At 67.5% G+C, this 7,600-nt stretch carries 10 protein-coding genes; 3 read left to right on the plus strand and 7 right to left on the minus strand.

Features of this window, described 5'->3' with window-relative positions; translation table 11 throughout:
* Entirely contained in the window at window positions 1–378 is a 378-nt protein-coding gene (locus WAS25_RS02975) for a hypothetical protein (RefSeq protein WP_422310019.1), read from the minus strand.
* A gap of 85 nt (window positions 379–463) precedes the next feature.
* Between WAS25_RS02975 and WAS25_RS02980 the strand changes: the two genes are divergently transcribed.
* On the plus strand, window positions 464–1,111 hold the full coding sequence (locus WAS25_RS02980) for a class II aldolase/adducin family protein (protein ID WP_422310020.1): 648 nt from the start codon (window positions 464–466) through the stop codon (window positions 1,109–1,111).
* A complete protein-coding gene (gene mtnA, locus WAS25_RS02985; RefSeq protein ID WP_422310021.1) occupies window positions 1,111–2,103 on the plus strand; it encodes an S-methyl-5-thioribose-1-phosphate isomerase in 993 nt (330 codons plus the stop codon). The genes WAS25_RS02980 and mtnA overlap by 1 nt, the downstream gene beginning before the upstream one ends.
* Here mtnA and WAS25_RS02990 read toward each other — a convergent pair whose 3' ends face one another.
* Together WAS25_RS02990 and purF are read right to left on the minus strand one after the other, a co-directional pair.
* Entirely contained in the window at window positions 2,104–2,766 is a 663-nt protein-coding gene (locus WAS25_RS02990) for a methyl-accepting chemotaxis protein (RefSeq protein ID WP_422310022.1), read from the minus strand.
* Window positions 2,767–2,837: 71 nt separating this feature from the next.
* Window positions 2,838–4,283 (minus strand): amidophosphoribosyltransferase, encoded by a 1,446-nt coding sequence (gene purF, locus WAS25_RS02995; RefSeq protein ID WP_422310023.1) that lies wholly within the window; start codon window positions 4,281–4,283, stop codon window positions 2,838–2,840.
* Between the two features lie 206 nt (window positions 4,284–4,489).
* Here purF and WAS25_RS03000 point away from each other — a divergent pair, with 206 nt between their 5' ends.
* Window positions 4,490–5,767, plus strand: a complete 1,278-nt coding sequence (locus tag WAS25_RS03000) for a hypothetical protein (protein WP_422310024.1) — start codon at window positions 4,490–4,492, stop codon at window positions 5,765–5,767.
* Here the strand turns inward: WAS25_RS03000 and WAS25_RS03005 are convergent.
* The 4 genes from WAS25_RS03005 to WAS25_RS03020 form a co-directional block, all read right to left on the minus strand.
* Window positions 5,757–6,101: a hypothetical protein gene (locus WAS25_RS03005; RefSeq protein WP_422310025.1), complete on the minus strand. Its 345-nt coding sequence runs from the start codon at window positions 6,099–6,101 to the stop codon at window positions 5,757–5,759. The two genes, WAS25_RS03000 and WAS25_RS03005, sit on opposite strands and share 11 nt — an antisense overlap.
* Before the next feature lie 96 nt (window positions 6,102–6,197).
* Entirely contained in the window at window positions 6,198–6,617 is a 420-nt protein-coding gene (locus tag WAS25_RS03010) for a hypothetical protein (RefSeq protein WP_422310026.1), read from the minus strand.
* Between the two features lie 93 nt (window positions 6,618–6,710).
* Complete coding sequence (locus WAS25_RS03015; RefSeq protein WP_422310027.1) at window positions 6,711–7,088, minus strand: 4-amino-4-deoxy-L-arabinose transferase; 378 nt, start codon at window positions 7,086–7,088, stop codon at window positions 6,711–6,713.
* The coding region (locus WAS25_RS03020) for a hypothetical protein (RefSeq protein WP_422310028.1) at window positions 7,085–7,600 on the minus strand (516 nt) is incomplete at its 5' end. The genes WAS25_RS03015 and WAS25_RS03020, both read right to left, overlap by 4 nt.

The raw sequence follows: 7,600 nt of genomic DNA on the forward strand, positions 1-7,600 counted from the left end.
TTACGCCGTCGTCCTTTCGGAATCCGGGTGGAGCCCGTCCTGCTCAGCACCACAGGCCTTCCGGCTGCTCCACACCAACCAGGTGGCCCAGGCGTTGAACAGGGCCACGCCACCCAGGATGGCCGCGAGGCGGATGAAGGGCTGCTCGTAGGCCATGCGCAGCTCGACCCGCATGACGGTCATGACGGTCCAGATCAGGGTGCAGAGGCCCAGGACGCCCGTCATGAGGAAGCGGATCTCCGCCCAGGGGATGAACAGCGCCACGATCAGCATGCCGGTGAGGGGCACGATCATGATGAGCGGGAAGCCCAGGCGCATGGCCAGCACGGCCACCAGGAGCAGGCAGAACTGGGCGGGCAGGATGCGGCGGAAGGACATGGGATCTCCTGGATTTATATTTCATACCATTTTATCCCAAACTTGGATCACAACCCAATCTGACCCCGACCCTTAGACTGGAAGCATGTCTGACTCGGTCCTATTCGCCCTCCTCGATGCCTGCCGCCGCCTCCATGCCGGGGGTCTGCTGGCGGCCTCAGACGGCAACCTGTCCGTGCGCCTGCCCAACGGCCTCATCGCCATGACGCCCAGCGGCGTGCCCAAGGCAAAGGTGCAGTTGGGCGACCTCGCCCACCTGGAATTGGATGGAACCATCGTGTCCGGCCGCCCCAGCAGCGAGCGGGCCATGCACCTGGCCATCTACCGGACGGTGCCCGAGGCCAAGGCCATCGTCCACGCCCACCCGCCCACGGCCATCGCCTGGACCCTGGTCCGGCCGGAGCTGGTGGAGCTGCCTTCCGACGGTCTGCCCGAGGTAATCCTCGCCGCGGGCCGCATCCCCATCGTGCCAATGGCCATGCCCGGCACCGAGGCCATGGGCACCAACCTGCTGCCCTTCCTGCCCGGGCACCGCCTCATGATCCTGGCCCGACACGGCGGTCTCTGCTGGGGTGGGCACATGGACGAGGCCGCTGGCGGCATGGAGCGCCTGGAGCAGGTGGCCACCATCCTCTGGAAAGCCGAGGCCCTGGGCGGCGCCAAGCCGCTGTCTGCCCCAGAACTCGAAGAACTGCGGGCACTGAGGGCCAAGCTCGGACCCAGGATAATCTGATGAACCCCTTCGAATCCCTGGGTCTGAGACACGACGGCCGGTCGCTGTGGGTGCTGGACCAGACCCAGCTGCCCGATGCTGAAGTCTGGCTGGACGGCAGCCAGCCGGAGGCCATGGTCGCCCTCATCCAGCGCCTGGCGGTGCGTGGCGCACCGCTCATCGGCGTGGCGGCGGCGACCTGCCTGGCCACCTTCGCGCACCGCGGCGCCTCGGCCAGCGAGTGCGCAGCCGCCTGCGCGGACCTTCGGGCCGCCCGGCCCACGGCCGTGAACCTCATGTGGGCCATGGACCGCATGAAGGGCTCCGCCGATCCCGTGACTGAGGCCCAGGCCATCTTCGAGGAGGACGTGCGGCTCTGCGAGGGCATGGCCCGGCACGGGGCGGAGCTCATCCAGGATGGTGAGGGCCTGCTCACCCACTGCAACACGGGCGGCCTGGCCACCGCGGGCATCGGCACGGCCCTGGGCGTCATCCGCCGCGCCCACGAGCAGGGCAAGCGTATCCACGTGTTCGCGGACGAGACCCGCCCCCTGCTACAGGGCGGGCGCCTCACGGCCTGGGAGCTGCGGAAGCTGGGCATCCCCGCGACGCTCATCACCGACAGCATGGCGGCCCTGCTGCTGCGCGACGGCAGCGTGCAGCGGGTGCTGGTGGGCTCCGACCGCGTGGCCGCCAACGGCGACTTCGCCAACAAGGTGGGCACCTACGGCCTCGCCGTGCAGGCCCGCCACCACGGCGTGCCCTTCCACCCCGTGGCCCCCTTCTCCACGGTGGACCTGGCCTGCCCGGACGGCGCCGCCATCCCCATCGAGCTGCGGGCCGAGGCCGAGGTCCGCGGCTACGGCGCCCTGCGCTGGGCCCCGGAGGGCATGCCCACCTGGAATCCCAGCTTCGACGTCACGCCTGTGGACCTCGTCACCAGCCTGGTACTGGACCGCGGCGTCTACACCACCGAGGAGCTGCGCTCGGGCGTGCTGGCCCGGGTCTGCTGACTATTTCAACATCTCCAGGATCGAATCGATCTGGGTGGACACCTGGACGATGTTGGCGTTCACGCTCTCGATCTCCTGAGTCAAGGCCCGGACAGTGTCCACGGACTTGCCCATCTGCTCCGCCACCACAGCGAAGCCCCGCCCGTGGGTGCCCGCCTTGGCGGCCTCGATGCTGGCGTTGAGGGCCAGCATCTGCATGCTGGACATCACCTGGTTGATCTCCTTGACGATGGCCTGGCTGCCCTGGAGGCCCGTGGCCAGCCGGTCCTTGATCGGATGGACGACATCGGACACCTCGTCCTGGGTGTGCTGGCGGTGCTCGGCCATGACCTGGATCATCAAGCGGGCCATGCCGTGGGTGAGAATGCCCGTGCGGGTGCCCACCAGCCGCTGGGCCAGCAGCTCGTCGAAGCCGTCAATGCCCGTGGTCTCAATGACGAAGTCGACCTTCTCGCGCTTCAGGGCCTGCTCGAAATCCGTGTAGATGGGGATCTGCTTCGCCTTGGCGGCCACCATGGCCGGCGCTGTGACGCTCTTGTCCACCACGAAGCGGATCCGGGCGAGCCGGCTCGAGTCGAAGAAGCCGAACAGCTGCATGCCGCCCCGCCCGCCACCGATCACGCCGATGGTGATCGCCTCATGGTTGGCTGCCAGATCCACCATCGATACCCCCTGTTCCAGTCCCTCTCATCGGGAGGCGACTCCTGCAAGTCCACTTCCGGAGCCGGCGGGCCTCAGAGGGCTGGCTGGAACTCCCTCAGGGAGGGTGCGTTGGCTTTGGTGGCGAAACCCTCGGGCGGATAGATGTAGTCCAGGTCGAAGCAGGCGGTGCAGAAGTCCTGGCGGCGTCCGGGCAGCAGCACCTCGAAATCCGCCACCTCCAGCCACCGCAGGCTGTCGGCGCCGAGGTAGTCCCGGATCTCCGCCTCCGACATGCGGTTGGCGATCAGCTCTTCCCGAGTGGGCGTATCGATGCCGTAGAAGCAGGGGCCGATGACCTTGGGTGATCCGATCCGCACGTGGATCTCCTTCGCCCCGGCCTGGCGCACCATCCGCACGAGTTTCCTCAGGCTCGTGCCCCGCACGATGGAGTCGTCGATGAGAACCACGCGCTTGCCCGGGAAGAAGTCCGGCAGCGGGTTGAACTTCTGCTTCACGCCCTCGTCCCGGCTGGCCTGGGTGGGCTTGATGAAGGTGCGGCCCACGTAGTGGTTGCGCAGGAGCCCCATGCCGAACTCGGCGCCTTTGGCTTTGGCATAGCCGTGGGCGATGAAGTTGGAGGAGTCGGGCACCGGCATCACCACCAGGTCGTCGCCGTCCTGGATGGCCTCGTCCTTGGCGGCCATGCAGGCGCCGATGCGCTGGCGGGTCTGGTAGACGTTCTCGCCGAAGTGGCTGCTGTCGGGGCGGGAGAAGTAGATGAGCTCGAAGACACAGTGCCGGGGCTGGAGGGGCGCGTGTCCCACGGACTGCAGGGGCTGGCCCCGCTCCAGGCGGAGGATCTCCCCGGGCAGGACCTCCCGCAGGAGCCGCGCGCCGACGATGCCGAACCCGCAGGACTCGGAGGAGAACACGGTCCCTTCGCTGGGGGGTTCGCCCTCGCCCTCGTGGGTCAGGTGGCCCATGACCATGGGCCGGAAGCCGTGGGGATCGCGGAAGGCGTAGAGGCGGTCGCGGTACATCAGCACCGTGGAGAAGGCACCCTTCAACTCGGCCTGCACCCGGGCAATGGCCGCCTCGATGTCCAGCCCCCGGACGTGATACATGGCGATGAGCCGGCCGATGAGCTCGGCGTCGTTGTCGCTCTTGAGGACCACCCCCTCGCCCTCCAGGCGGGCGCGGAGTTCCCCGTAGTTGATGAGGTCGCCATTCGACGAGATGGCCATGACCGGTCCCTCGGCCAGCTCGATGAGGTGGGGCTGGGCATTGACCACGTCGCTGCAGCCGGCGGTGGGGTAGCGGACATGACCGATGGCCGTGGTGCCCGAGAGCCGGGCCTGCACCTCCTCGTCCAGCACCTGCTTCACCAGGCCCATGCCCTTGTGACCCACGATGCGGCCCCCGGCGTCCCGGGCTGCGGCGCCGCAGCTCTCCTGGCCCCGGTGCTGGATGGCAAAAAGGATGGACGCGACGAGCCCGGTGGCGCCTTCAGCTTCAAATACACCCGCAATGCCGCACACGCCGGACCTCCCGAAATCGAACCGCCAGCCGTCGGAGGTTGCCTCTGCACCGGATGGGAGGATCAGGATAGCAAGAGCTGCGGCGAAGCCCGAGCCTGCCATTCCTTGCTTATTCGAGCGCCACCTAACCCTTACGATACGCAGTGATCATGCCCTTCACCCGTTCCCGACCCTGAGCTATTCTACGAATCCCTCCCGGAGGTCCCATGCTGATTGAGGCCCGCGCGTTGTGGCTAAGTGTCGTGTTGTCCCAGGTCCTCGCCGGAACCGGCGTGCCTTGGCCCAAGGAGAGGCCAGTCCAGCCGGTAAGCTATGCCGCCAAAGAAGCCTTGGTCCAGGTTGGCCAGGAGGGGATCCCGAAGGCCATCGAAGTGGCCGCGGACTGGAAGAAGTTCGACAAGAGCGCCAATGCCCTCCGGGGCCTCAGTGCGTTGCCGGAGTTCCCCGAGATAAAGCGCACCTGGGATCGGGGCGAGATCGGGAAGGCGGCCGGCATGCTGTCCTGGACTCTGCTGAAGGTCGGCTTTCCACCAGCGGATGCAGTGGACCTGGCTGGCAAGGCCATGGCAGCAGGCATACTCGCCGGCAAGGATGCGGCTCATCGCAACCAACTCAACGACCTCTACCGCTCCTACAAGGCGGCAGGATCGGGCGGAGCCGGGGGGGACCGGGGCGTATACGGATTCCGACAGGGGTTCTTGTCGGGCAACATCCGCGAGGATATCCGCCGAACTTGTCCCGGTGTCACGGAGGAGAACCTGCGGCGGATGGAGGAGACCGCGCTCCGCACCTACTGCGAGAACCGCCAGTACCAGGAGGGCTTCGAAGCCTACAAGCAGCAAGTGAAGCGGTGGATGTCTGACAACGGCATCCCCTGGAGCGGCGAAGAGGCCACCTTCGAGCGTCTGCTGATCCAGATCGACGGGGCCGAGAAACAGATCGCCGCCAGGGGCGCATCTGGCAGCCTCTTCGACCTTCAGCGAGCCAAGCTGATACGCGCCATCCTCCGGGGCGGGCCCACGGGCCTGGACACCGCGCTTGCGGAGTTTTTCAGCCAGCACTTTGGCGATGTGCGGAATGCCAAGGGTGAGAAGGTCGGGACCAGGTCGGCTGCACCAACGCCCGCCCCCACCCGGCCCACCGCCACCTACCGCAACGTCTTCGAGTGGGCGGTGCCGCCCGACCGCCGTTGGCAATTGGGCGACTGGCAGGTGAAGCATGGCAGTGCCTGGTACCAGACCGGAGAGCTCTACGTCAACGGCGAGTCCATCGGGGCCTGGAACCTCACGGACGGCGGAGAGGCCACCCGCATCCGCCAGAAGGTGCTGGACGTCCCTCCCAACACCAGGGTGGAACTGAAGGTCACCATCCCCAAGGCCGGGCCGAGCTACACCATGACCATCAGCCAGACCACCGGCGCGAGGGACGCCACCTTCAAGGTCTGGTGGTTCTGCGATTCCCTGTTCTGCGAGCCTAAGAAGTAGCCCCCGTCATCCGGCGCCGGGGATGCAGCACTCGGGCCACCACCAGGGACAGGAGACCCGCAAGGGTCCAACCCAGTCCTGTGATGAGGGCATAGCCGACCGAGGCGGGCAGGTTCGCCCAGGGACAAGCCGGGAGGTAGGCGATGGGGACCCTGACAAAACGGGCATCCTTCACCGACGTAAAGGCGGTGCCCTCCTGGACACGGCCATCCCCCGCCGTGAAGCGGTACCGAACGCCATAGGCCCCCCGGGAGGAGACGCCGCCTTCCTGGCGTACGATCACGCCCGTGGCCCGAGCCCCCAGAGCCAGGATCAGCGGCTTGGAGGCGGCCATCCCCAGAAAGAGACAGGCGAGACCACGCAGCGTCAGGGAGATCCCTCGATCCAGACTTCTGGGAGGATGCTCAGGCAGTGGCATTCCAGGTGGGTTTCAGTTGGCGTAGGCGAGCTGCTGGTGCAGGCCCCGCCCGGCCGTGTCCTTCCCGATGTCCAGGTCCAACGATCCGGGGACGACCACCTTTCGCTCCACCTGGGGCACATAGCCCTGCTTCCAGCAGATCACGGTGTAAGTCCCGGCCGGGACGCTCAAGGAGTAGGACCCGTTGCTCTCGGTAAGGTCCTTGGCGAGCACGCGGCCCCTCACTTTGTCCGTGCCCGTGGAGCCGATGTCCAGGTGCAGGTCGGTCCCGACCAAGACCGTGGCCCCGGCCAGGGGGCGGGTCTCGGGAAGGTGGCCTACGGAGCCGCCGATCTGATGGGTCACCTTGCCCGTGAGCTTGGCCTGGGCTGTGGCGGGCAGGGCGACCAGGCAGGTCGCGGCGAGCAGGAGAATCTTGGTGGAACGCAGCATGGTGGCCTCCTTTTGGGCTGATTCGCAATCAGGATAATCCGGAGGACGCGTCCTGAAGCGGAAAAGATGATTGGACCATCGGCAATGGCCCCTTCACTGCCCCCGTCCGCTCAGCGCCTGCAGGCCCACGCCCACCACGATGACCGCGAGGGCCACCCAGCGCATGGGCGTCATCGCTTCGCCGAGGAAGGCGCGGGCCATGAGGGCGTTGGCGATGAAGCCCAGGGCCAGGAAGGGATAGGCGTAGTTCACCTGCACCATGGAGAGGGCCCCCAGCCAGACCACCACGCTCACGGCGTAGCAGGCCAGACCCGCAATGACCCAGGGCTCCAGCATCAAGCGGAAGAGCGGGCCCACGGCCAGCTGCATGCCCCCGGCCGCCTGGAGGCCCTTCTTCAGGCAGATCTGCGCAGCGGCGTTGAGCAGCACGCCCAGTACGATGAGGGGGATGGCCTTCAGGTTGGGGCTCAAGGGGCCTCCTCGGGGATGGGGTTCGGTCGCTTCTTCAGCAGCAGGATCTCACCCCCGCCCGTGGGCACGGCGAGCAGCACCTCGAAGCGGGCCCGCAGGGTCGGCGTCATGCCCCAGGCATCCTGTTCCCACTCGCCGCGCTGGGCCACGAGACGGGCCTCGGGATGCATGGCTTCCAGGTCCCTGGCCGAGCGCAGCTCGGGCATCAGGTGATCGGTGTAGACCATGACGCCGCTGCGGATGGTCTGCCAGTAGAAGACCGGGCGGCCGGCGATCAGGGGCTGGACGGCCGCGGTCCAGCGGCGGTAGGACTTGGGAGGATCCAGCAGCCGGAAGCCCCAAGTGCCCCCCACCAGGTAGAGCAGGCCCAGGGCCAGCGCCGCGCCCGGAATGAGCCGAGCCGCCCGACCGCGGACCGCCTGCACCACCACGAAGGCGAGGCCGGCCACCATGCCCAGGGCCATGAGGCGCAGAGGGCCGAGGAAGGGGGCGAGCTGGGCCTGCACCTTGGC

The organism is Geothrix sp. (assembly GCF_049292215.1).
Classification (GTDB): domain Bacteria; phylum Acidobacteriota; class Holophagae; order Holophagales; family Holophagaceae; genus Geothrix.

What these genes read in the sequence shown, in the direction of transcription:
- WAS25_RS02975 (WP_422310019.1), bottom strand. Translation starts at nt 378, where the DNA reads ATGTCCTTCCGCCGCATCCTGCCCGCCCAGTTCTGCCTGCTCCTGGTG.
- WAS25_RS02980 (WP_422310020.1), top strand. Translation starts at nt 464, where the DNA reads ATGTCTGACTCGGTCCTATTCGCCCTCCTCGATGCCTGCCGCCGCCTC.
- mtnA (WP_422310021.1), top strand. Translation starts at nt 1,111, where the DNA reads ATGAACCCCTTCGAATCCCTGGGTCTGAGACACGACGGCCGGTCGCTG.
- WAS25_RS02990 (WP_422310022.1), bottom strand. Translation starts at nt 2,766, where the DNA reads ATGGTGGATCTGGCAGCCAACCATGAGGCGATCACCATCGGCGTGATC.
- WAS25_RS03000 (WP_422310024.1), top strand. Translation starts at nt 4,490, where the DNA reads ATGCTGATTGAGGCCCGCGCGTTGTGGCTAAGTGTCGTGTTGTCCCAG.
- WAS25_RS03005 (WP_422310025.1), bottom strand. Translation starts at nt 6,101, where the DNA reads ATGGCCGCCTCCAAGCCGCTGATCCTGGCTCTGGGGGCTCGGGCCACG.
- WAS25_RS03010 (WP_422310026.1), bottom strand. Translation starts at nt 6,617, where the DNA reads ATGCTGCGTTCCACCAAGATTCTCCTGCTCGCCGCGACCTGCCTGGTC.